At 72.3% G+C, this 22,149-nt stretch carries 17 protein-coding genes and 1 pseudogene; 7 read left to right on the top strand and 11 right to left on the bottom strand.

From position 1 onward, the window contains the following. Nucleotides 1–11 precede the first annotated feature (11 nt). Both AB0E85_RS15815 and AB0E85_RS15820 read right to left on the bottom strand, forming a co-directional pair. Complete coding sequence (locus tag AB0E85_RS15815) at nucleotides 12–1,469, bottom strand: HAMP domain-containing sensor histidine kinase (protein WP_361926778.1); 1,458 nt, start codon at nucleotides 1,467–1,469, stop codon at nucleotides 12–14. After that, on the bottom strand, nucleotides 1,466–2,164 hold the full coding sequence (locus AB0E85_RS15820; protein ID WP_359633748.1) for a response regulator transcription factor: 699 nt from the start codon (nucleotides 2,162–2,164) through the stop codon (nucleotides 1,466–1,468). Before AB0E85_RS15820 ends, AB0E85_RS15815 begins: the two co-directional genes overlap by 4 nt. A gap of 152 nt (nucleotides 2,165–2,316) precedes the next feature. Here AB0E85_RS15820 and AB0E85_RS15825 point away from each other — a divergent pair, with 152 nt between their 5' ends. From AB0E85_RS15825 to AB0E85_RS15835, 3 genes are read left to right on the top strand one after another with little or no spacing between them, the layout of a single operon-like run. Next, the gene (locus AB0E85_RS15825) at nucleotides 2,317–3,660 is read left to right on the top strand and encodes a ferredoxin reductase family protein (protein WP_361926781.1); all 1,344 of its coding nucleotides are present in this window, start codon (nucleotides 2,317–2,319) and stop codon (nucleotides 3,658–3,660) included. Nucleotides 3,661–3,673: 13 nt separating this feature from the next. Continuing rightward, complete coding sequence (locus AB0E85_RS15830) at nucleotides 3,674–4,087, top strand: FMN-binding protein (protein WP_361926783.1); 414 nt, start codon at nucleotides 3,674–3,676, stop codon at nucleotides 4,085–4,087. A gap of 5 nt (nucleotides 4,088–4,092) precedes the next feature. Next, the gene (locus AB0E85_RS15835) at nucleotides 4,093–4,884 is read left to right on the top strand and encodes an FAD:protein FMN transferase (RefSeq protein WP_361926785.1); all 792 of its coding nucleotides are present in this window, start codon (nucleotides 4,093–4,095) and stop codon (nucleotides 4,882–4,884) included. Between the two features lie 232 nt (nucleotides 4,885–5,116). Here AB0E85_RS15835 and AB0E85_RS15840 read toward each other — a convergent pair whose 3' ends face one another. From AB0E85_RS15840 to AB0E85_RS15860, 5 genes are all read right to left on the bottom strand, one after another. Further along, nucleotides 5,117–7,171 (bottom strand): beta-galactosidase, encoded by a 2,055-nt coding sequence (locus AB0E85_RS15840; protein WP_361926787.1) that lies wholly within the window; start codon nucleotides 7,169–7,171, stop codon nucleotides 5,117–5,119. 29 nt (nucleotides 7,172–7,200) lie between these two features. Next, nucleotides 7,201–8,019 carry a carbohydrate ABC transporter permease gene (locus tag AB0E85_RS15845; protein ID WP_361926790.1) on the bottom strand — a complete coding sequence of 273 codons (819 nt, stop codon included), beginning with the start codon at nucleotides 8,017–8,019 and terminating at the stop codon, nucleotides 7,201–7,203. Further along, nucleotides 8,016–8,957, bottom strand: coding sequence for a sugar ABC transporter permease (locus AB0E85_RS15850; RefSeq protein WP_361926792.1), 942 nt, complete (start codon nucleotides 8,955–8,957; stop codon nucleotides 8,016–8,018). The genes AB0E85_RS15845 and AB0E85_RS15850 overlap by 4 nt, the downstream gene beginning before the upstream one ends. A 112-nt stretch (nucleotides 8,958–9,069) precedes the next feature. After that, the gene (locus AB0E85_RS15855; protein WP_361926795.1) at nucleotides 9,070–10,422 is read right to left on the bottom strand and encodes an extracellular solute-binding protein; all 1,353 of its coding nucleotides are present in this window, start codon (nucleotides 10,420–10,422) and stop codon (nucleotides 9,070–9,072) included. A 20-nt stretch (nucleotides 10,423–10,442) separates the two neighbouring features. Beyond that, nucleotides 10,443–11,501 carry a LacI family DNA-binding transcriptional regulator gene (locus AB0E85_RS15860; RefSeq protein ID WP_361926797.1) on the bottom strand — a complete coding sequence of 353 codons (1,059 nt, stop codon included), beginning with the start codon at nucleotides 11,499–11,501 and terminating at the stop codon, nucleotides 10,443–10,445. A 282-nt stretch (nucleotides 11,502–11,783) separates the two neighbouring features. Between AB0E85_RS15860 and AB0E85_RS15865 the strand changes: the two genes are divergently transcribed. Then, nucleotides 11,784–14,645 (top strand): ABC transporter substrate-binding protein, encoded by a 2,862-nt coding sequence (locus AB0E85_RS15865; RefSeq protein ID WP_361926799.1) that lies wholly within the window; start codon nucleotides 11,784–11,786, stop codon nucleotides 14,643–14,645. 8 nt (nucleotides 14,646–14,653) lie between these two features. Here AB0E85_RS15865 and msrB read toward each other — a convergent pair whose 3' ends face one another. The 4 genes from msrB to AB0E85_RS15885 form a co-directional block, all read right to left on the bottom strand. After that, entirely contained in the window at nucleotides 14,654–15,061 is a 408-nt protein-coding gene (msrB, locus tag AB0E85_RS15870; protein WP_161368065.1) for a peptide-methionine (R)-S-oxide reductase MsrB, read from the bottom strand. Nucleotides 15,062–15,075: 14 nt separating this feature from the next. Continuing rightward, nucleotides 15,076–16,467, bottom strand: a complete 1,392-nt coding sequence (murC, locus tag AB0E85_RS15875) for a UDP-N-acetylmuramate--L-alanine ligase (protein WP_361926803.1) — start codon at nucleotides 16,465–16,467, stop codon at nucleotides 15,076–15,078. A gap of 165 nt (nucleotides 16,468–16,632) precedes the next feature. Continuing rightward, a complete protein-coding gene (locus AB0E85_RS15880; protein WP_361926806.1) occupies nucleotides 16,633–17,106 on the bottom strand; it encodes an indole-3-glycerol phosphate synthase in 474 nt (157 codons plus the stop codon). A 244-nt stretch (nucleotides 17,107–17,350) separates the two neighbouring features. Continuing rightward, the gene (locus AB0E85_RS15885; RefSeq protein ID WP_361926809.1) at nucleotides 17,351–18,163 is read right to left on the bottom strand and encodes a pyrimidine reductase family protein; all 813 of its coding nucleotides are present in this window, start codon (nucleotides 18,161–18,163) and stop codon (nucleotides 17,351–17,353) included. Between the two features lie 37 nt (nucleotides 18,164–18,200). On the opposite strand from AB0E85_RS15885, the gene zapE reads away from it, so the two are divergent. From zapE to AB0E85_RS15900, 3 genes and pseudogenes are all read left to right on the top strand, one after another. After that, nucleotides 18,201–19,301, top strand: a complete 1,101-nt coding sequence (zapE, locus tag AB0E85_RS15890) for a cell division protein ZapE (RefSeq protein WP_361926812.1) — start codon at nucleotides 18,201–18,203, stop codon at nucleotides 19,299–19,301. A 708-nt stretch (nucleotides 19,302–20,009) separates the two neighbouring features. Beyond that, nucleotides 20,010–20,591 carry a carbonic anhydrase gene (locus AB0E85_RS15895; RefSeq protein WP_361926815.1) on the top strand — a complete coding sequence of 194 codons (582 nt, stop codon included), beginning with the start codon at nucleotides 20,010–20,012 and terminating at the stop codon, nucleotides 20,589–20,591. Nucleotides 20,592–20,599: 8 nt separating this feature from the next. Then, a pseudogene (locus tag AB0E85_RS15900) lies at nucleotides 20,600–21,661 on the top strand (SulP family inorganic anion transporter); the annotation flags it as partial. Nucleotides 21,662–22,149: the final 488 nt, after the last annotated feature.

The following is a 22,149-nucleotide window of genomic DNA, read 5'->3' on the forward strand; positions in this document are numbered from 1 at the left end:
GAGGGCGCCTCTCACCGTTCCGCGGGGTGTACTGCGGGCACGGGCAGGCGCACGGTGAACACCGTCGCTCCCGGTGCGCTGTTCAGCTCGATGCGGCCGCCGTGGGCGCGGACCAGGGACTGGGCGACCGCGAGGCCCAGGCCGCTGCCGCCGCGGTCGCGGCTGCGGGCCTTGTCGACGCGGTAGAAGCGGTCGAAGACCCGGGCTCGGTCGTCGGGCGGGATGCCCGGCCCGGTGTCGGCGACCCGCACCTCGGCGGCGCCGGGCAGCAGGGCGACCTCCACCGACACCTTCGTCCCGGCCGGGGTGTGCACCGCCGCGTTGGTCAGGAGGTTGTCGACGACCTGCCGGATGCGCAGCGGGTCCATCGGCAGCTTCAACGCCCCCGGGCCCGCGAGGACGGTCAGCGGATGGTCCGGGCGGCCCGCACGGAAGGCGTCCGCGGCCTGGCCCACCAGCTCCACCAGATCGGCGTCCTCCATCCGCAGCGGCGCCTCCACCTCCGCCGCGTCCAGCCGGGCGAGCAGCAGCAGGTCGTCCAGGAGGATGCCCATGCGGGCGGCCTCGGCGCGCAGCCGGGCCAGGTGCCGGTCGCGTTCGGCGGGTGCGTTGGCGGCGGCGTACTGGAAGAGGTCGGCGTAGCCGCGCACCGACATCAGCGGGGTGCGCAGTTCGTGCGAGGCGTCGGCGACGAAGCGGCGCAGCCGCTGCTCGGCCTCCGCGCGCACGGCGAGGGAGTCGTCGATGTGCTCCAGCATCGTGTTGAAAGCGGTGCGCAGTTCGTCCACCTCGGGCCCGCCGTCGCGGCCGTCGGCGCGCAGCGGCAGCCGGGCCGCCGACTCGGTCAGGTCGTGCGAGGCGATGCCGTGCGCGGTGGACGCCATGTCGCTGAGCGGCTTCAGTCCGCGGCGCAGCATCCGGCGGCCGAAGACGACCAGCGCGAGGAGCGCGAGGGCGAAGGTGACGACCTGGATCGTGATCAGCTGCCCGACGGTGTCCTCGATGTCCTCCAGGGGAGCGGCGCTGACCAGGACCACCCCGGGCTCGACCTGACAGGCGCGCAGCCGGTAGGAGCCCGCGCCCCTGAGGTGCTCGGTGCGCAGGAGTTCGGTGTGCGCGGCGGTCTGCGCCCGGGCCAGGGAGGTGAAGTCGTCGACGTCCTTGGGCAGGTCGGCCGGGTCCTCGGGTCTGCGGAGCTCGGTCTTGCCGTCCGACACGTCGTACACGGCGTAGAACCAGCTGTAGTACTTCTTGCCCGAGAGGGTGCCGTAGTCCGCGATGCTCTTGGACTGGGCGATCTGGGCCTGGGCGAGCTGGGTGTCGAGCTGGGCCGACAGGTAGTCGCGCATGTACGTGGTCAGGGCCGTGCCGACGACGGCGAAGACGACCAGGGACAGGGCGCCGAGGCCGAGGGCCATCCGGGTGCCCAGGCGCATTCCCCGGTAGGCCCGGCGCAGCCGGGCGATCACTCGGCGGCCTGTCGCAGCACGTACCCGAACCCGCGCACGGTGTGGATGAGCGGCGAGCCGCCCTCGTCGGTCTCGTCGAGCTTGCGGCGCAGCCGGCTGACGACCAGCTCGACGACGTTGGAGCGCCCGCCGAAGCCGTACTCCCACACGTGGTCGAGGATCTGCGCCTTGGTCAGCACGGTGGGCGACTTGCGCATGAGGTAGCGCAGCACCTCGTACTCGGTGGGGGTCAGCGACAGCAGCCGCTCGCCGCGCCGGACCTCCCGGGTGTCCTCGTCCATGGTGAGGTCGCCGACCTGGAGCACGGACCGCTGGAAGGCGGGTCCGGCGCTGCGCCGCAGCACGGTCCGCAGCCGGGCCATCAGCTCCTCCACGGCGAACGGCTTGACCAGGTAGTCGTCGCCGCCCCGGGTCAGGCCCGCGACCCGGTCGGCGACGCCGTCGCGGGCGGTGAGGAACACCACCGGCACCATCGTGCCGGAGGCGCGCAGCCGGTCCAGGACGCCGAAGCCGTCCACGCCGGGCAGCATCAGGTCGAGCACCACGATGTCCGGGTGGAACTCGGCGGCCCGCCGCAGTGCGTCCTCGCCGGTGTACGCCGTGACCGCGTCCCAGCCCTCGTAGCGGGCGACGGTCGCGACGAGATCGGCGATGGGCGGGTCGTCGTCGACGACGAGAAGTCGTACTTTCTCCACGGGCTCATAGTGCTGCACGGGCCGGGCGCCGCCATAGCCGCGTGCCCTCCTGCCGCGGGATCGATAAAAACCTGAAAGTCGAGCGACAGCTTCCCGACAGCTCCCCCGCGCCAAGCTCGGTGTCCCAGGAGCCGATCAAGGAGCTGCCGACCGTGACGACCCTCCGACAACCCCCCGTGGCGGCGACCCGCCCCGGTGTGCGCCCCAGAGTGGTGGGCCGCGCCGGCCTGTACGCGGTGCTGCTGGCGAACGCGGTCGTGGTGGCCGTGTTCTTCGCGCAGGCCGGTTTCGCCTCGAACGCGCTGATCGTGCTGGGCCGGCTGACCGGGCTGTACGCGGCGCTGCTGATGGCCTTCCAGCTGCTGCTGGTGGCGCGGCTGCCCTGGTTCGACCGGCGGATCGGCATGGACCGGCTGACGTCCTGGCACCGCTGGACGGGCTTCTCGGTGCTGTGGCTGCTGCTGTCGCACGCGGTGTTCATCGTCCTCGGATACGCCGAGTCGTCCTCCCTGGACCCGGTGAACCAGCTGGTGGACCTCGCCGAGACGGTCGAGGGGGTGCTGCGGGCGATCGTCGCGCTGGCGATCATCCTCCTGGTCGGGGCGGTCTCGGCCCGCTGGGCCCGGCGCCGGCTGGCGTACGAGACCTGGCACTTCATCCACCTGTACACCTACGTGGCGGTGGTCCTGGCGTTCACGCACCAGGTCGCGGCGGGGACGACGTTCGCCTCGTCCCCGATGGCGACGGCGTACTGGTACGCCCTGTGGGGCGTGGCCCTGGCCTCGGTGTTCACCGGCCGGCTGGTGCTGCCCCTGTGGCGCAACCTGCGCCACCGGCTCCGGGTGACGGCCGTCGTCCCGGAGAACGACGAGGTCGTCTCGGTCTACATCACGGGCCGTGACCTGGACCGGCTGCCCGCCCGGGCCGGACAGTTCTTCCTGTGGCGGTTCCTGACGAAGGACCGCTGGTGGCAGGCGAACCCGTTCTCCCTGTCCGCCGCTCCCGACGGCCGCACCCTGCGTCTGACCGTCAAGCGGGCCGGCGACGGCAGCGCCGCCCTGCGGCACTTGAAGGTCGGCACGCGCGTCTTCGCCGAGGGCCCCTACGGCGCCTTCACCACCTTGCACCGCACCCGCCCCGACGCCGTGCTCATCGCCGGCGGCGTCGGTGTCACGCCGATCCGGGCCCTGCTGGAGGAGCTGCACGGCCACGCGGTCGTGATCTACCGGGTGGCCACCGACCAGGACGCGGTGCTCTACGACGAGCTGCGCGATCTCGCGCTCGCCCGGGGCGCCGAACTGCACCTGGTCACCGGCCCGCCGGTGCCGGACCGGCTGGCGCCCCGGGAGCTGGCCCGGCTGGTGCCGGACATCGCCGGGCGGGACGTCTACCTGTGCGGTCCGCCGCCCATGATGAACGCGGTGCTGGGCAGCCTGCGGGAGCTGGGCGTGCCGAAGCCGCAGACCCACTTCGAACGCTTCAGCCTGGCCGGATGACGAGGAGAGACCCGTGAAGCGAGCCATACCCGTCCTCGTCCTGAGCGTCGCCGGTCTGATCCCGGTCTGGCGCTACGCGCCCTCGCACGACACCGGGTCGTCGCCGGCCCCCGCGCAGGCGGCGGCACCGGCGTCCACGCCCTCGGCCTCCTCGTCGGGCGGCACGACGACCACCGTCGTGTCGGGGTCCCTCGTCGACACCGAGAAGGGCCCGGTGCGCGTCGAGGTCACCTTCGACGGCGACGAGATCGCCTCGGTGCGGATGCTCCGGCAGCCGGACCACCCGCAGACCACGGCCGCCGTGCCGAAGCTGATCGAGGAGACGCTCCGGGCGCAGAGCGCCGACATCGACACGGTGTCCGGCGCCACGGTCACCAGTGACGGCTACCGGGAGTCCCTCCAGGCCGCGCTCGACGCGAAGGGCTGACGGGGATGCGGCGCGTCGAGCACGTCATGGGGTTCCCGGTGTCGGTCCGGATCGACGACGAGGACTTCCCCGGGGCACCGGTGGACGCCCTGTTCGCCTGGCTGCGCGAGGTCGACGCCCGCTTCAGCCCGTTCCGCCCGGACAGCGAGGTGTCCCGGCTGGACCGGGGCGAGGTGCGCGAGCCGAGCCCGGGGCTGCGCGAGGTCCTGGACCTGTGCGAGGAGTACCGGATCGCGACCGGGGGCGCCTTCGACGCGCGCCTGCCCGGTCGCGGCCTCGACCCCTGCGCCGTGGTGAAGGGCTGGTCGGTGCAGAAGGCGGCGGAGTTGCTGACGGCGGCCGGGGCGAGGCGGTTCTGCCTCAACGCGGGAGGCGACGTGATCGCCTCCGGCGGGCCCTGGCGCGTCGGCGTACGCCACCCCGAGCGGGCCGACCGGCTCTGCGCGGTCCTGAACCTCACGGACCGGGCCGTCGCGACCTCGGCCCGTTACGAGCGCGGCGACCACATCCTCGACGGCCGGACCGGCCGCCCGGCGACGGGGCTGCTCGGCGTGACCGTGGTGGCCCCGACCCTGACGGAGGCGGACACGGTCGCGACGGCGGCGTTCGCGCTCGGCGTGGAGGGCGTCGCGTGGGCGGCGGCCCGGGAGCACTGCGAGGTGTTCGCCGTGGACGCCGGTCGGCGGGTGCTGCGCAGCGCGGGGTTCCCGGTGGCGGAGGGTCAGCCGCCGGGCGGGGCGTCCGGGAAGTCCGCGGACGGGACGACGAACAGGCTGCCGGTGACGGCACGCGAGTAGTCCAGCGGCGGGTCGGGCGGCCCGCCCCCGGACCCGGGCCGCCCGGGAACACCCTGCGCGGCATCGTCTCGGGTATCGCAGGGGTGCGCGGCAGGCCACGAAGTACGTGCCGATCTTCCCGTGTCGGATCGTGGCGTCCCGCCCCCTCCGGGACGACGCGGCCACGCCCCCGACACGATGCCCGGCGAACCGACGGCCCGAACTCCCCTGGCCCGGGGGTTGGTTGGCGGTACTACTCCTCCCGCAGCACCTTGACGTCCCACGGTCCGAGCGGCACCGCGTCGGCGTACACGGCGTCCGACAGCACGTCCCGCAGGGCCGTCGGCACCGGTACGGACACCGTCTCCCACGACCAGTTGTGCAGGAAGCGCACCCTGCGGCCGTCCCGGGCGGTCGCCGAGGTCGCGGTGACGCTCGCCTCGGCCGGGCGCCAGGCGCCGTCCGGGGCGTACCGGTCGAACAGGGCCCGGGCGAAGACCGGGTCGGGGACGGTGCCGACGTAGGTGATGCGCCCGGCGCCGTGGCGGTGGGTCGTGGCGGCGGGCCAGCGGCCGAAGTGCGGGTGTTCGTAGGACGCCAGGGTCTCGGCGCCGCGCGGCGACAGCCCGTCCGCCCAGTGCAGGGCGTGCGCGCCGGACGGAAGGCGGAGCGCGTCCGTGCCGGTGACGGGCAGCGGGTCGCGCAGGTTGCTGAACTCGTCGTACGTCACCCCGGCCGCCTCGGCCAGCCGGCCGGGCTGGAGATCCGTGCGTGCCCGGGCCTCGGTGTCGCCGTAGCCGGTGCGCGGACCGAGGACGAGATGCCCGCCGGCCTCCGCGTAGGCCCGGAGCCGGTCGAGGACGGTGTCGTCGGCGGCGTAGTAGGCCGGGACGACCAGGAGGGACGGCAGGTCCGCGGCCGGGAGCTGCCCGGGGTGCAGGACGCGCGCCTGGAGCCCCGCGTCGAACGCGCCCCGGTAGAACGCGTCGAAGATCCTCTCGTACGAGCGCCCGTCCGGGCCTCCGTCCGCCGCGGCGAGCGGTGGCTGCCCCTGGAGCGCCCACTTGCTCGGCCCGTCGTACAGGAAGGCCACGTCGGCGTCCGGGGTGAGGGACGCGGCGAGGTCCCCGGCCCGCTCCAGCTCCGCTCCCAGAGCCGCCAGTTCGCGGTAGACGCGGCCGGGGCGGCCGTTGTGCGGGAGGACGCCGCCCCAGTAGGTCTCGGCACCGAAGTGCAGGGTGTGCCAGTGCCAGTACTCGATCATCGAGGCGCCCCGGGAGATCAGTGCCCAGGCGGCCTGGCGCCACTGCCCGTCGTAGGCGGGCCGGTTGTCCCACGGCCCGCCGATGGCCTGCGCGTCGGTCTCGGTGACCAGGAACGGCTCCTGGCGGGAGGAGTACATGCGGTCGGCGCTGCGGTACAGCGCCCAGGTGCCGTTGGTCGTCCAGTCCTGCCCGCCGGTGCCGGTGTCCGGCAGGGCGAGGGCGTCCTGCATCGTGTAGTACGGGTTGCCCGCCGTGACGTCCAGGTGCTCGGTGAGCCGGTCGTCCTCGACGCCCCGGCGGTCGTAGGAGATGCACGTCGTGACGAACTGGCCGGGGCGGGCGTACTCGCGCACGATGCCGGCCTGCCAGGCGATGAACTCGGTGGTGAGCCGGGCCTGGAAGCGCCGCCAGGCGAGGTCGTACTGCGGCTGGGCGTTGCCGTCCGGGGTCCACAGGTCGGCCCAGGTGGACAGCCGGTGCGACCAGTAGACCAGGCCCCACTCGCGGTTGAGGGTCTCCACGTCGCCGTAGCGCTCGCGCAGTTCGTCGGTGAAGCGCTGGAAGACGCCGTGGTTGTGGAAGAGGTGCAGGCCGGGTTCGTTGTCGACCTGCCAGCCGATGACCGCGGGGTGGCCGGCGTACCGCTCGGCGACCTTGCGGATGATCCGTTCGGCGTGGAAGCGGAACGCCGGGTGGGTGAAGTCCACCTCCTGCCGGGCGCCCCAGCCGATGCGCTCGCCCGTGCGGGACTCGCCCGCGATCTCCGGGTACTGCCGGGCCAGCCAGGGCGGCACCGCGTACGTCGGCGTCCCGAGGATCACGGAGATGCCCCGCTCGTGGGCCCCGTCCAGGACCGGCTGGAGCCAGTCGAGGTCGAAGCGCCCGTTCTCGGGCTCCCAGGTGGACCAGACGGACTCCCCGACCCGGATGACGGTGAAGCGGGCCTCGGCCATCAGGTCGAGGTCGTCCTTGAGTCGGTCGTACGGCTGGTACTCGTGGTAGTAGGCGGCACCGAACAGGACCCGCCGGGGCAGCTCGAACATGCTTCTCCTAGTCGCGACGTGGGGGTGGTTCAGCCCTTGACCGCTCCCGTGGACAGTCCTTCGAGGAGCTGTTTGCGCAGCAGCACGAAGAGGGCGACGGCGGGCAGGACGGCGAGGACCGCTCCGGCGAGCACGAGGTCGTACTGCCGCTGCTCGGACACGAACAGGGTCTGGAGACCCAGCGGCAGGGTGTACTGGGAGCTGTCGGAGACCAGCACCAGCGGCCACAGGAAGCTGTTGTAGCTCTGGAGGAACTGCCAGACGCCGAGCGCACCCAGCGAGGGCCGCAGCAGGGGCAGCACGATGGTCCGGAAGATGCCGAACTCGCTCGCCCCGTCGATCCGGGCGGCCTCCAGCACCGAGTCCGGGACGGACTGCACGATGTACTGCTGCATCATGAAGATCCCGAACGCGGGCGCCACCCAGGGCACGATCAGCGCGAACCAGGGGCTGCCGAGCCCGGTCTTCACCAGGATCACGAACAGCGGCACGAGAATCACCGCGAACGGTATCGACAGCGAGCTGAACATGACGTTGAACAGCAGCCGCCGGCCCGCGAAGCGGAACTTGGCGAAGGCGTACCCGGCGAGCGCGCACACGAAGACGGACACGAGGGTGGCGACGACGGCCACCACGGTGCTCATCAGGAACCAGCGGCCGAAGGGCTGCTCGGTGAGCAGGGTGCGGTAGTTGTCCAGGGTGAAGGGGTCCGGGACGAGTTCCGGAGGGTAGCCGAAGATCTCGCCGCGCGGTTTGAACGAGCCGCTCAGCGCCCACACCAGCGGGGCGAGGAAGCCCACGAACAGCAGGACCAGGAAGACGTAGAGCGGCATCCGGGCGCGTGTCACGAGGCGGCCCTCCCGATGCCGAGGAGACGGTTGAAGAGCCGGCTGAGCCCGAAGACCAGGACGAACAGCACGACGGCCGCCGCGGCGGCGTAACCGAACTGCTGGCGCTGGAAGGCGGCCCGGTAGATGAACATGGTCACCGAGAGGGTGGACTCGGCCGGTCCGCCGCCGGTCAGCAGGTACGGCTCTTCGAAGATCTGGGCCGCGCCGATGAAGGAGGTGACGACGACGAACGCCGTCACGGGCTTCAGCGCGGGCAGGGTGACGGTGGTGAAGGTGCGCAGCCGCCCGGCCCCGTCCAGGGCGGCGGCCTCGTAGAGCTCCCGGGGCACGTTCTGCAGCCCGGCGAGGAAGAAGACGGTGAGGTAGCCGGTCCAGCGCCACAGCATCACCAGGGCGATGCTCACCCTGGCCAGGTCGGGGTCGCCGAGCCAGTCGACGCCGCCGGTGCCGAACAGGGCGCGCAGCACGGCGTTGGCCAGTCCGAACTGCCGGTCGAAGACCAGGCCGAAGATGAGCGCGACGAGGATCGGGGAGACCACGATCGGCACGAAGTAGGCGGTCCGCCACAGGTCGCGTACGCGCAGGCCGCGGGTGTTGAGCGCCTGGGCGATCAGCAGGGCGAGCGGCACGACCAGACAGAGGGCGACCAGTACGAACACGCCGGTGTTGCCGAGGGCCCGGTGGAAGCTGATGTCGGTGGCGAGCAGCCGGTAGTTGCGCAGCCCGACCCAGCGCGGCGGCCCGAGCCCGACCCACTCGGTGAGACTCAGCCACAGCGAGACCCCGACGGGGACCAGCATGAACAGGACGTAGAGGAGGTAGAAGGGCGAGATGAAGAGGTAGGGCGCCCAGGACCGGCGGGGGCGTCGCGCCTCACCTTTCGTGGCGCTGCGCGCGCGGGCGGAACCGGTCGGCCCGGCAACGGTGGTGGTCATGTGGGTCTACTCCCATTCCCCCGAGTCGGTGGGCGCCCTCAGGGGCGCGGGGCTGAATCGACTTGCGGCTCCGCCGCGGGGCGCGACAAGCCACAACCAGGCCGCAGACGAATCACCGCCCGGCCTGGTCACGAAAATCCGCAGCCGTCTGCTCCAGCGCCTGCCGGGGCGACAGATCCCCGTGATAGGCCCGCAGCAGATTCCCCCCGAGCACGTCGTAGAGAATCGACTGGTCGGGGCTCTGGTGAAACGGCGGCACGTCCGGCAGCAGCGAGCGGTACAGCCCGAACAGCCGCTGCCCGCCGCAGAACTCGTCCTCGTAGGCGCCCAGTCGCGGATCGTCGTACACCGACCGCCGCGTGGGCAGGTATCCGGTCTCGGTGAACCGCCGCACCTGGCCCTCATGAGTGAGCCAGGTCCTGAAGAGGAACTCCGTCGCCGCCCGGGTGTTGGCCTTCCCCTCGACGACGCCGAAGCCGGTGCCGCCGAGCGCGGCGGTCACCCCGCCGCCCCCCGCGAACCGCGGCAGCGCCCGCACCCGCCACGCGCCCTTCTGCTCGGGCACGTTGGCCACCAGGCCGTAGTTCTTGTACCAGATGGCCATGGGCAGTCCGATGACCCGGCCCGTCTTCAGTGCGGTCTGCATGCCGGCTCCGTAGTAGTCGGAGACCTCCGCCACGAAGCCGCTGCGCAGCCCCTCGCAGAGGAACCGCAGCGCCTCCTCGGCCTCCGGCGAGTCCAGGACCAGCGTCCCGGCGGCGTCGAAGAAGGCGCCGCCGCGCTGGTAGAGCAGCATCTGGAAGGACTGCACGACCTGGTTCGGGTCGCTGCCGACCGTGGAGACGACGCACATCGAGGCCCCGTGGTCCCGGTGGACCCGCGCGCCGGCCTCGGCGAACTCCTCCCACGTGCCGATGTCCTCGGACAGGCCGTACTTCTCGAAGAGGTCCGTGCGGTGGAAGTACACGACCATCGGGGTGTCCGAGTCGAAGGCGTAGATGCGGCCGTCCCTGCTGTACGGGGCGGTGCGGGCCGGCAGCAGGTCCTCCTTCAGCCCGGGCACGGCCTCGATGTCGGGCGTGAGGTCGTGCAGCAGCCGTTCGGCGATGTCGCCGCGCAGCATGCGCGGGAAGCTGCCGATCTCGAAGCCGACGAGGTCGGGGGTGCCGCGCCCGGCGACGGCCTGGGCGAGCAGCTTGGTGACGATGTCCGGGGCGCCGGCTCGGGTGACCTTCAGGTGGTAGCGGAAGTCGCCGGCCCGGTCGGCCTCCGGCACTCCCTTCTCGAAGAACGCCTCGTAGCCCGGGTCGTGGGTCCACAGGCCGAGGGTGACGTCGCCGGAGGTGCGGGGCGTGGCGTCGGCGCCGCCGCAGGCGGAGAGCGCGGCGGCCGTGCCGAGGCCGAGGGCACCACGCAGCAGGGCGCGGCGGGTGGGCGGGGATGGTGCTGCCGGGAGGTACGACACGTGACTCCTCACGTGGTCGGCTACGGGCGGGGGCGGGCGGAGTCCGGTTCGCGTACCGGCCCGGTGGAGGCCCGTACGGTCAGCTCGGCCGCCCGCCCGGCCGGTCCGGCCGGTGCGGGGCGGCCCTCGATCAGGGCGATCAGTACGTCGACGGCGCGGTCGGCGACGGCGGCGAAGTTCTGCCGGACGGTGGTCAGCGGCGGGGCGAGGTAGGCGGCGGCGGGGATGTCGTCGTAGCCGACGACGCTCACCTCTTCGGGGACGGCGCGGCCCGCTTCGGCGAAGGCGCGCAGGGCGCCGATGGCCATGTCGTCGTTGGCGGCGAACACGGCCGTGACATCCGCGAGTCGGGCGAGCTGTCGTCCGGCGGCGTACCCGGAGGCCGGGCTCCAGTCGCCCGGTGACGGCAGCGGCGGCTCGGACGCACCGGCGGTGGCGAGGGCCTCGCGCCAGCCGCGCAGCCGGTCACGGGCGGCCCACCAGTCCTGCGGGCCGGGTATGTGCCAGACGGTGCGGTGACCGAGGGACAGCAGGTGCTCGGTGGCGAGCCGGGCCGCCGCGACCCCGTCGGCACCGACCAGCGCCCCGGCGCCCGGCTCCAGTTCGACGCCTTCCCCGAGGCTGACGACGGGCACGTCCGCGGTGAGCCGCAGCGGGGGGCCGTCGTCGATCGGCTCGGACAGCACGATCCCGTCCACGCCCTGCTCCAGCAGCGCGTCCACGGCGACCGAGACCCGCTGCCCCTCCAGGGTGCTGGCGAGGGCCACGGAGTAGCCGGCCCGCTGCATCGCCCGCTCCAGGGCGATGAGCAGCGTCGAGGGACCGTAGAGGGAACTGCCCAGGGAGACCACGCCGATGCGCCGGTAGCGGCCCAGGAGCAGGGCCCGTGCCGCGGTGTTGGGACGGTAGTCCAGGTCGCGGACGGCCTTCAGCACGCGGTCGCGCACCTCGGGGCTGACGTGCGGTTCGCCGTTGACGACCCGCGAGACGGTCTTCTGCGACACCCCGGCGGCCCGGGCGACCTCCGTCATGCCCGGCCCGCGGCGGCGTCGCCCACCGGCGGCTCCGGTCGTCGTCATGAGGGCTCCCAGGGATCGGGCGAGATGACTACGTAGTCATGCATGCAGGTGCCTGAGGAAAGGCCCAGGCGCCTGGGGAAAGGCCTTGCTTGACTACGTAGTCAGCCAGTGTGGCGATCCGGGCCGGCGGCGTCAACGCCCCGGGCGGAACAAGAGTTCGTGCATCACCCACTCGCACCCCATCGGCACCGGTTAACCTCGTAAGTCACCGAAGGTAAACGGGGGTTGCCCATGGTGAACGCCGATCGCACGCCGCCCGACTGCCCTGGGGGCCATGACGGCATGCCGGAGAGCGACGCCGGGCGCCACCTCCAGAACCAGCTCGAGATCCTCATCCAGGACTTCCGCCGGAGCACCGAACCGCCGATGCCGGTGTTCGTCGTGCACGCGCAGGAGGACGGGGACGACGACGCGGTGGCCGGGCTGGTCCGGCAGCTGTACGCGGGCCAGGAGGCGCACGGCACGCGCTGCGCGGTGGTCCAGGACTCCTACGAGGGCAGCACGGAGGTGCGCAGGGCCGCCGCCCTGGTGCGGGCGCTGAGCGACCCGCGCAGGTGGGGCGGCCCGAAGGCGGTCTACCGGCGCTACGCCTTCCCCCGGCTGCGGCTGGTGCACGCCATCGACGACGCCGTCGCGGCCCTCGGCGACAGCTGGCCGGCGCCCGCCCCGGGCAGCCCCGAGGCCGGGCAGGACCAGCGGCAGCGACTGCTCAACGAGCTGGCGCAGCAGAGCTGGCGGCCGAAGAACACCGCCCGCTGGCGTTCGGGCCTGCCGCTGTTCGACATGGCGCACATCCTTCCGGCGAGCCTCGTGACCGTGCTCGCCGCGCTCCTCGCCCGCAGCGAGTGGTACGTGGCGGTGGGCGCCGGGCTGGTCTTCCTGCTGCTGCTGACCGTCCTCAACTACGTCCTGCCGGGCCGGGCCCCGATCTTCCTGTGGCTGCGCCGGGAGAGCCGCTGGTTCATGACGACGACGTTCCTGCGGGCGGCGGACCATGAGGAGTCCACCGAGGTGTCGCTGCTGCGGCCGGTGCGCTCCTGGAAGGCGATCGCGGCCCGGGCCTACGACGTGGCCGAGGCGCTCAGGGCGGGCGGCGACTTCCACCTCCAGTTGTGCGTGCTGGCGCTGCGCGAGGACCTGCGGGACAACCACCGCCGCTGGAGCTGGGACCTGCGCGGCTTCAAACGGCCGCGGCCGCCGATGCTGTTCCTGCCGCACGCGGACGACCGCAACGGCGGCATCGAGCTGATCCGGGCCGTCAGCGACGTCCGCAGCCGGCGCAGCGAGCTCGACCCGCTGCTCGTGGTCGCCGCGGTGCGCACGGACGACGTGCCGCGCCTGGAGCGCAGCGTCGTCCGGACGGCCCCCGCCCCGGAGACGGCGCCGCCCACGTTCGGCGTCCGGCTGCGCACCTGGTACCGGGAGTGGGGCCGCAACCTGCGCGCCGAGCAGTCACCCAGCCGGGAACGCTCCGTCCTGCCGTGGGTGATGAAGATCCCGCTGCCGCACGACCAGCTGGGCCCGGTCGAGGAGGGCCGCCACCATCTGCGTGCCTCCGCGCGGCCGACGCTCGCCCGGCTGGTGTGGGCCCTGCACACCCTGGTCCTGGTGATCGCCCTGCTGTCCGCGGGGACCGTCATGCGGGCCGACTCCCTGAACGACCGCTACTGCTCGGCGTCGGTGCTCACCGCCAACCGCGACTCCCGGCGCGAGCAGGGACCCGACGGCCGCACGGAGTGCATCGGCGTGGCGACGGACGAGGTCCGCTTCGCCGACTGGCTGCCCGCGCCCGAGCGCGGCGAGGACGGCGTCAGGGCGCTCACGGCCGGCGACGAGACGCCCTGGACGGTGGCCGACCTGGAGGACCGCATATCCCGGCAGAACGCCGACGTCGTCGCGCGGCACGCCGGGAAGTACGTCACCGTCGTCTACGCCGGGCCGCTCAGCGCCGACACCTCGGCCGGCTCCTCCCTGGTGAAGGGCGCCGAGGAACTGGCCGGCGTGTATCTGGCGCAGGCCGTCATCAACGAGAACTCCAGCGTGAAGCTGCGCGTCCTGATCGCCAACGGCGGCGTGGACCTGGGCCACCAGGAGGAGATGGCGAAGGCCATCGCCGCGTACGCCGCCCACGACCCGACCGTGGTGGGGGTCGTCGGCACCGGCCGCGACCTGAAGTCGAGCCGGGCGACGACCCGCACCCTGATGGAAGCCGGCCTGCCGGTCGTCTCGGGCACGAACTCCGCCACCTACCTGCCCCGCGAGTTCGCCAACTGGTTCAGCCTGGCCGCCACGGACGAGTGGCAGACGAAGCAACTCGGCCTGATCGCCGCCCAGTTGCGCAGACCGGACCGGCGGCAGTACGCCCTCGTCCTGGCCCGTGACACGGCGAGGACCGACGACCTCTACACCGACGAGCAGGCGCGCTACGGCCAGGGGATGCTGGGACGCCAGGGCTTCACCCCGCTGCCGCAGCGCCGCTACACCCTCAGCGGCGGCAAGCCCGAACTCCGTTCGCACGCCCAGGAGATCTGCCGGGGCGGCCGGATCCCGTCCGTGATCTACTTCGCGGGCCGGGTGGAGGACATCGACCCCCTGATGACCCAGCTGGGCACCGAACCGGGCTGCGCCGGGAAACCGCTGGCCATCCTCACCGGCGACGACCTGTCCAAGGCCGACTTCGCCGGCGGCGGCCACTCCGTCGCGCCGGAGGTCACCCTGTACCACGCGGCCCTCGCGGAGCTGGAGAAGGCCGCCACCGGCACGGCCTTCTACCAGGACGCCGCCCAGCACCTGCCGGGGCTGCGGGGCCGGCGCCTGCACTCCGGCAGCCCGGCCCTGGCCAGCGGCCAGACCGCCCTCGCCCACGACGCGACCCGCGCCCTGTTCTGGGCGGCCACCCGCGGCGACCGGCCGCAGAGCCGCGCCTCGACCTGGGTGAACCTGCGCAGCGTCAAGATCGAGGGCATGGCCACCGGCACCATCGACTTCACCGGCGCCCCGCTCTACGGCGACCGCACGGGCCACAGCATCGTCCTGAAGGAGGTCCGCCGTGCCCATGACGGCACCTCCGAACCCCGGGTGCTGTGCAGGCGCACCGCGGGGGACACCAAGCGCCTCACCCAGCAGGAGTGCCGGATCCGCTGAAGCCGGCCTCAGCCCTGCTCGGGGGCCAGCCGCAGGGCGATGGAGTTGATGCAGTAGCGCTGGTCCGTGGGCGTCGGATACCCCTCGCCCGCGAACACGTGCCCGAGGTGCGAGCCGCACCGGGCGCACCGCACCTCGGTCCGCACCATGCCGTGCGACCGGTCCTCGATCAGCTCCACCGCGTCGGTGTCCTTGGGGTCGAAGAAGGACGGCCAGCCGCAGTGCGACTCGAACTTGGTCTCCGAGGTGAACAGGTCCGCGCCGCAGGCCCGGCAGGAGTAGACGCCCCGGGTCTTGGTGTCGGTGTACTCACCGGTGAAGGCCGGCTCGGTGGCCGCCTGCCGCAGGACCGCGTACTCGCCCGGGCTCAGCTCCGCGCGCCACTGCTCGTCCGGCTTCTCGACGTCGTACGCCATGAGCTTCCAGCCCCTCAGTTCGACAGACGGTCCAGGATCTGCGGGCCGAGGTCGGTGACGTCGCCCGCTCCCATGGTGAGAACGAGATCACCCGGCTTCGCCATTCCCGCGACGACCGACGGGACGTCCGCCTTGTCGTGCACCGGCGTCACGTCCGCGCCCGCCGCCCGGGCCGCCTCGATGATCAGCTCGCTCGTCACGCCGGGGATCGGGTCCTCGCGCGCCGGGTAGATGTCCAGCACGACGGAGGCGTCCGCGAGGGCCAGGGACTGGCCCATCTCCTTGCCGAGCTCCTGGGTCCGCGAGAAGAGGTGGGGCTGGAAGACGACCAGGATCCGGGCGTCACCGGCCGCGGCGCGCATGGCCTCCAGGTCGGCGGTCATCTCGGTGGGGTGGTGCGCGTAGGAGTCGATGACCTGCACGCCCGCGGCCTCGCCCTTCAGCTGGAGCCGCCGTTTCACGCCCGTGTAGGCGGCGATCGCCGGGGCCAGCTCGGCCGCGGGGACGCCGAGGGCCACGCCCGCCGCCAGCGCGGCGACCGCGTTGTGCGCGTAGTGCCGGCCGGGGACGGAGACCGCGAAGGTCAGCTCCTGTCCCTCCAGCACCACGGTGACCTCGCTCTTCAGTCCCTGCGGAACGACCGACAGGATGCGCACGCTCGCGTCCTCGGACTCGCCGTACGTCACCACGCGCACGCCGCGCCCGGCGACGCGGCGGGTCAGCTCCCGGGCGCCGTCGTGGTCGGCGGCGATCACCAGCGTGCCGCCGTCGGTGATGCGGTCCACGAACGTCTCGAACGAGGCGTAGATCTCGTCCATCGACGCGTAGTTGGCGTGGTGGTCGAGTTCGACGTTCAGGATGATCGCGACGTCGGGGGCGTACTTGTGGAAGCTGCGGTCCGATTCGTCCGCCTCGGCGACGAAGATCTCGCCTTCGCCGTGCAGCGCGTTGGAGCCCGGCGCGTCCAGGTCCCCGCCGATCGCGTACGAGGGCTTCAGGCCCAGCTCGCTCAGCGCCACGGCCAGCATCGACGTCGTGGTCGTCTTGCCGTGCGTACCGGCGACGGCGATCGGCCGCAGCCCGTCCATCAGCGCGGCGAGCGCGTCGGACCGGTGGACGACGGGGACGCCCAGCTCGGCCGCGCGGGCCAGCTCGGGGTTGTCCTGCCGGATCGCCGACGACACGACCACACAGCTGGCGTCGTCGGCGAGGTGCTCCGCGGCGTGCCCGATGTGCACGGTCGCCCCCAGCGCCCGCAGCGCCTCGGCCGTGGCCGACTCCTTGGCGTCGCTGCCGGCCACGACGGCCCCGCGCTGCGCGAGGATCTTCGCGATCCCCGACATTCCGGCCCCACCGATCCCGATGAAGTGCGGTCGGTCCATGGCGGGAGGAAGGCCGGCTGCCATGCGTGTCTCCAAGTTCGGGTGACGAGGGTTAGCGGGGCCAAGCCTATTGCGTGCGCAGGGCCGGCCTGCCCATCAGGGGCGCGGGGCTGTATCGATGTACGGCTCCGCCGTGTGGGCGCGAGCGGCCACGAACGGCCCGCACCGGGCGAACCCCGCGATCCGCCCCTACGCCTTGCTGTGCGAGAACAGCTTCAGCACCGGCACCCCCACCTTGTGCCGGGCCCGGGAGGCCCAGTCCCGGTGGAAGAACTCCTCCACGTAGTGGGGATCGGTCAGCACGATGACCTCGTCGGCCCCGGCCTCCTCCACCAGCGACTTCAGCGCGTCCAGCGGATGGTCCTCGATCAGCCGCCCCTCGGCGGGGCTGCCCGAGGAACGCAACGCGGCGAGTGACACCTCCAGCGCCCGCTGCCCCACGCTCAGCGCCTCCTCCCCCTCGGGCGTCTCGCCCTCGCGGACGGCCTCGTCGAGCTCGCCGAGCGCGACGTCGTCGATGGCCCGCAGCAGGCGGTCGGCCTGCTCACCGCGTGGCTGGAGCAGCACCTGGAAGGTGACCTGCTCCTCCCCGTGCAAGGTGGTGACGAACTCCACGTCGGCGGACGTCAGCGCCTTCTCGATCATCAATACGCTCGTGAACACCAGGCGCCCCTTCTGCTCCGGGGCCCGAGGCCCCACTCCTTCGCGGGCCGCACCGGGCCCTGCGGAAACCATCCTGCCCCGCGTTCGCACGGGTACTGCCGGATCCAGTGTGCCCTTCGAAATTCAAACGGAACGGCATATTCCACCGATGAACGGACCAACGGCGGTGTTTCCCCCCGCTTCCGGACGTACCGGCCGGTCGGCCTTCCTGGCCGCCGACACCTTGTACCCCGGCCCCCGCGTTTCAGTACGCCGGCCGGGTCCGCGCGTACCGCGTGAACAGGAAGCCGTCCTCCTCCAGCATCGACACCAGCCCGAAACGGTGCGGGACGGTGACCCCGGGTCCTCCGGCGATGCGCTGCGCCTCACCCGCCGTGAGCATCGGGGCGACGGTCAGGCACAGCTCGTCGAGCACGCCGGCCGCGACGATCTGCCCGAGCAGCCGCGGGCCGCCCTCGGTGAGCAGCCGGGTGTGACCGAGGTCGGTGAGCGCCCGGACGGCGCGGGCGGGGTCCACGCCGATGCCGTCTCCGGCATTCACCACCCGGGCGCCCGCCCGCTCGGCGGCGGCGACCCGGTCCGGGTCGGCCGAGGCGCCCGTGAGGATCAGGGTGGGCACCAGGGGAGAGGTGAACAGCGGCAGCGAGAAGTCCAGGTCGAGGCCGGCGGTGACCACGGCGATCGCGGGTGCGGGCGACTGCCCGGCCGCCTCCCGCATCGCCGCGAAGTCCGCACGCGCGCGTGCCGGCCGGTACCCCTCCTTGCGTACCGTCTCCGCGCCGACGACCACGACGTCCGCGAGTGCCCGCAGCGTGCCGAAGATCCGCATGTCGGTGGGGCTGGAGATGGGCTGCGAACGGCCCTCGTGCTGGGCGGCCCCGTCCAGCGTGGACACCATGTTGGCGCGCAGCCACGGCGCCGGGCCGCCGGGCCCCGGCCCGGGATAGGCGTACGCGGCGGCCAGCTCGTCCAGGCTCCACTCCCGCCCGGCGCCCCCGCCGGACGCACCACCCGCCGGAGCTGCTGTTTCATCGGTCACAGGGAACAGACGTCGCATGCCGTGCAGTGTTCCACGCGCCGTAGCATGGTGAACCGTGTCCTCTCCCCTGGCCTCCTCCGGAAGCGGCCCCATGACCGACCCGGCCCCGCTGTCCCTGTGCGCCCGTGAGCCGCACGTCCCCGCGGACCGGCTGGTCGCCGAGATGGTGCCGCCGCCGCGGTTCGACTCGGTCCGCTTCAGCACGTACATCCCCGACCCGAACCAGCCCAGCCAGACCGAGGCGGTCCGGGTCCTGGAGGGTTTCGCGGCGGGCCTCGGCCCGGCGGCAGAAGGCTCCGGCAAGCGGCGGCTGTTCGGTTTCGGCAAGGCGCCGAAGAAGGCGCCCGCCGGCCCGCGCGGCGTCTACCTCGACGGCGGCTACGGCGTGGGCAAGACCCACCTGCTGGCGTCCCTGTGGCACGCCGCCCCGGCCGACCCCGGCCTGAAGGCCTTCGGCACGTTCGTGGAGCTGACCAACCTGGTCGGTGCCCTCGGGTTCCAGCAGACCGTCCGGACGCTGTCCGGTCACCGCCTGCTGTGCATCGACGAGTTCGAGCTCGACGACCCGGGCGACACCGTCCTGGTGTCCACCCTGCTCGGCAAGCTGGTCGACGCGGGCGTGGCCCTCGCCGCCACCTCCAACACGCTGCCCGGCAAGCTCGGCGAGGGCCGGTTCGCGGCGGCCGACTTCCTGCGCGAGATCCAGGGCCTCTCGGCCCACTTCCAGGCCCTGCGCATCGACGGTGAGGACTACCGGCACCGCGGCCTGCCCGAGGCGCCGCCGCCGTACTCCGACGAAGAGGTGACCGGGGTGGCGCACGCGACCGAGGGCGCCTCCCTCGACGCGTTCTCGCCCCTCCTGGAGCACCTGGCCCGCGTCCACCCCAGCCGGTACGGCGCTCTGACCGACGGGATCCGGGCCGTGTGCCTCACCGGTGTGCGGCCGGTTCCCGACCAGTCGACGGCCCTCAGACTGGTCGTCCTGGCGGACCGGCTGTACGACCGCGAGGTGCCCGTGCTGGCCTCCGGCATGCCCTTCGACCAGCTGTTCAGCGACGAGATGCTGAACGGCGGCTACCGCAAGAAGTACTTCCGGGCCATCTCCCGGCTCACCGCTCTCGCCCGCGACGCGGCCAAGCTGGCGAACCACCGGTAACGACAACCCCCAATACCGTGCCAACCGCCCGAGGGGAAGGGCCTGTTCAAGCCAGTCCACCCGCGGTTTTCAGGCTCTCTTCAGCTTGAAACGTTAAGTTAACCCTGCAAACGACCTTGCAGGGTTAACGTGTTTCTTGACCAGCCGTTGACCATCCGTTGGTCCGCACTAGACGTGGACAGCACCTGAAGGGGGGCGCATGTACCGAGGTACGACGGCACGGACCGTGGTTTCGCTCCTCGCCGCCGTCCTGCTCGCCCTTCAGTTCTTCGCACCGACCGCGTCCTTCGCATCCGCGCACACGCACAGTCAAACCGAGGCCAACACTCAGCCCGGAACCAAGCCTTCCGGCAAGTCCTCGCGTCCCGGACACAAGTCACCCGGGAAGGCTCTGCGCGACGAGATGGCCGGCTGTCGCGCCGGACACCACGGGGACCCGACCGGTCCCCTGCGGACCCGTGACCGGTCCCACACCGCCGATTCGGCGCCCTCGGCGCCCGAACGGCCCTTGCGGCGGCACATCCAGCCGACGGAACGGGAACCGGTCAGACCCGGCGCCGCACATCACCGCGCGTCGAGATCCTCGACGTCGCACACCCCGGCAGCACTGCAGGTCTTCCGCTGCTGAGCGGCAACGCAGTTCCCCCCACCCTCTGTCATGCCCGTCCGACGCGCCCCCACTGCGCGCCAGGAGGAGTCACCACACTCATGCAACCCCTCATCGACAACGCCCGCACCTTCGGACAGCGCCCTGAGGAGTTCGCCCACCTCGCCGAGGGCCAGTCCCCCGACGTCCTGTTCATCACCTGCTCCGACTCCAGGGTCGTACCGGCCCTGATCACGGGCGCCCGTCCCGGCGAGCTCTTCGAGCTGCGCACCGCGGGCAACGTCGTTCCCCCGCACTCCTTCGAGCACCCCACCTCGGAGGCGGCCACGATCGAGTACGCCGTGGAGGTCCTCGGCGTCAAGGAGATCGTGGTCTGCGGCCACTCGCACTGCGGCGCCGTGGGCGCGGTGGTGCGCGGCGACGACCTCTCCGGCGTGCCCGCCGTGCGCGACTGGCTGGCGCACGCCTGTGACGAGCCCAAGTGCGCGGACCCGACCGACAAGACGGTCACCGAAGCCGTGCAGAACCACGTCCTCGCCCAGGTGGAGCGGCTGCGCTCCTTCCCCTGCGTGGAGAGCCGTCTGACGGACGGCCGGCTCCGGCTGCACGCCTGGTTCTACGAGGTGCACACCGGAACCGTGCGGGAACACCGCGCGGACACCGACTCCTTCGAGAAGGTGTGAGGGCGACCATGACCAAGTTCCCTCATCTGAAGCAGGACTTCCTCGCCTCGATCGTCGTCTTCCTGGTCGCGGTCCCGCTGTGCGTCGGCGTGGCGGTCGCCTCCGGTGTCCCCGCCGAACTGGGCCTCATCACCGGCATCGTGGGCGGGCTCGTCACCGGGCTGATGCGCGGCAGCAGCCTTCAGGTGTCCGGTCCCGCCGCCGGGCTCACCGTGTTGGTCTTCGAGGCCGTCAGCCAGTTCGGCGTGGCCACGCTCGGCGTGATCGTGCTGCTCGCCGGCCTGCTCCAGCTCGCCATGGGCTTCCTGGGGATCGGCCGCTGGTTCCGGGCGATATCCGTATCCGTCGTCGAGGGCATGCTCTGCGGCATCGGCCTGGTGATCATCGCCGGGCAGATCTATGCGGCGGCAGGCCTGAAGGCACCGGAGTCCGGACTCGGCAAGATCGCCGGCCTGCCCGGGATGTTCGCCGACACGCTCGGCAGCCCCAAGGCCCTGATCTCCCTGGCGATCGGCGCGGGCACCATCGCCGTCATCGTGTTCTGGAAGAAGATGCCCAAGGCGGTCCAGACCGTGCCCGGCGCCCTCGCAGCGGTCGTCCTGGCCACGGTCGCCACGCTCGCCTTCAGCCTGCCGGTCGCCACCGTCCAGGTGGAGGGTCTGCTGGGCGTCATCCAGCCGCCCGGGGCCGGGGCCTTCGGCGAACTGGCGAACCCGGCCATCTGGGGCACCATCATCGCCTTCGCGCTGATCGCCTCCGCGGAGAGCCTGTTCAGCGCGGCCGCCGTGGACCGGCTGCACAACGGTCCGCGCACCGAGTACAACAAGGAGATGATCGCCCAGGGCGCGGGCAACACCCTGTGCGGTCTGCTCGGCGCGCTGCCGATGACCGCCGTCATCGTGCGCAGCTCCGCCAACGTCAACGCGGGCGCCAAGACCAAGGCGTCCCGGGTGCTGCACGGCGTGTGGCTGCTGCTGTTCGCCGCCGCGATGCCCTGGGCCCTGGCCCTGATCCCGATCCCCGCCCTCGCCGGCATCCTCGTGCACGCCGGCTGGAAACTGATCCCGTTCGGCCAGATCACGGCGCTGTGGCGGGCCCACAAGGGCGAGGCGCTCATCCTGATCGTCACCGCCGTGTCGATCGTCGCGGTGAACATGTTCGAGGGCGTCCTCATCGGTCTGGCCCTGTCGGTCGTCAAGACCGCCTGGGAGGCCTCGCACGTCAAGATGGAGATCATCGACAAGGGCGCAGGCCCGATCCAGGCGTACCTGTCGGGCAACGCGACCTTCCTGCGGCTGCCGAAGATCCTCGACAGCCTGGAGAGCCTGCCGCAGGACCGCCCGGTCGAGCTGGACCTCTCCGGCCTGCACCACCTCGACCACGCGTGCCGTACGGCCCTGGAGAACTGGGCCGCCCGCCACAGCGCGACGGGTACGGAGCCGGTGAAGGTCACTGAGCCCGAGGCCGACGAACCGGCCTCCAGGTCCGCCGTGTTGAGCGCGGCTCCGAGGCCGGTGGTCACCCCGCAGCCGATGAGGGCGGCGATGTCGAAGGGCAC

This window comes from Streptomyces sp. NPDC029044, assembly GCF_040637495.1.
In the GTDB taxonomy this organism is placed as follows: domain Bacteria; phylum Actinomycetota; class Actinomycetes; order Streptomycetales; family Streptomycetaceae; genus Streptomyces.

What these genes read in the sequence shown, in the direction of transcription:
- AB0E85_RS15835 (WP_361926785.1), top strand. Translation starts at nt 4,093, where the DNA reads ATGCGGCGCGTCGAGCACGTCATGGGGTTCCCGGTGTCGGTCCGGATC.
- AB0E85_RS15840 (WP_361926787.1), bottom strand. Translation starts at nt 7,171, where the DNA reads ATGTTCGAGCTGCCCCGGCGGGTCCTGTTCGGTGCCGCCTACTACCAC.
- AB0E85_RS15850 (WP_361926792.1), bottom strand. Translation starts at nt 8,957, where the DNA reads ATGACCACCACCGTTGCCGGGCCGACCGGTTCCGCCCGCGCGCGCAGC.
- AB0E85_RS15860 (WP_361926797.1), bottom strand. Translation starts at nt 11,501, where the DNA reads ATGACGACGACCGGAGCCGCCGGTGGGCGACGCCGCCGCGGGCCGGGC.
- AB0E85_RS15865 (WP_361926799.1), top strand. Translation starts at nt 11,784, where the DNA reads ATGCCGGAGAGCGACGCCGGGCGCCACCTCCAGAACCAGCTCGAGATC.
- msrB (WP_161368065.1), bottom strand. Translation starts at nt 15,061, where the DNA reads ATGGCGTACGACGTCGAGAAGCCGGACGAGCAGTGGCGCGCGGAGCTG.
- murC (WP_361926803.1), bottom strand. Translation starts at nt 16,467, where the DNA reads ATGGCAGCCGGCCTTCCTCCCGCCATGGACCGACCGCACTTCATCGGG.
- AB0E85_RS15885 (WP_361926809.1), bottom strand. Translation starts at nt 18,163, where the DNA reads ATGCGACGTCTGTTCCCTGTGACCGATGAAACAGCAGCTCCGGCGGGT.
- AB0E85_RS15895 (WP_361926815.1), top strand. Translation starts at nt 20,010, where the DNA reads ATGCAACCCCTCATCGACAACGCCCGCACCTTCGGACAGCGCCCTGAG.